General features: G+C 84.9%; 1 protein-coding gene. It reads left to right on the forward strand.

Annotated features, from left to right (window positions below; translation table 11 throughout):
* Positions 1–149: 149 nt before the first annotated feature.
* Positions 150–341: a hypothetical protein gene (locus ACFXGA_RS40050; protein ID WP_378098404.1), complete on the forward strand. Its 192-nt coding sequence runs from the start codon at positions 150–152 to the stop codon at positions 339–341.
* Positions 342–425 lie beyond the last annotated feature (84 nt).

The raw sequence follows: 425 nt of genomic DNA on the forward strand, positions 1-425 counted from the left end.
GGCGCCACCCCCCCGGGGGCGCCCGCGGGGGGGCCGCGCGCTCCCCCACGCGCCCTCCGCGGCCCCGGGGGGGGGGGGGGCCCCCCCCCCCCCCCCCCCCCGACCCGGCGTTCTACGCCGACCTGCGGCACCTGCGGCGCGGGGTGGAGGTGATCGCGGGCGTGGTGGCCGAGGACTACCCCGAGGAGACCCGCGAGGCGCTGCGGCTGACCGTCGAGGCGCTGGGCGCGCCGGTGGCGGGCGTCGCCGCCGCGTGCGGGTACGGCCGGCGCACCGAGGAGGCCGCGGCGGCGAACCTGGGGCTGGCCGCGCGGCTCGCCCGGGAGTGGAGCGTGCGCTGACCGGCCGGGGGGGTGGGGGGTGGGTGGCGCGCCCCCACGCCACGCCGGCGCCGCGCCGCCGCCCCGCTGGACGCGTAGTGGCGT

Origin of the sequence: Actinosynnema sp. NPDC059335, assembly GCF_042752395.1 — a bacterium.
Taxonomy (GTDB): Bacteria; Actinomycetota; Actinomycetes; order Mycobacteriales; family Pseudonocardiaceae; genus Actinosynnema.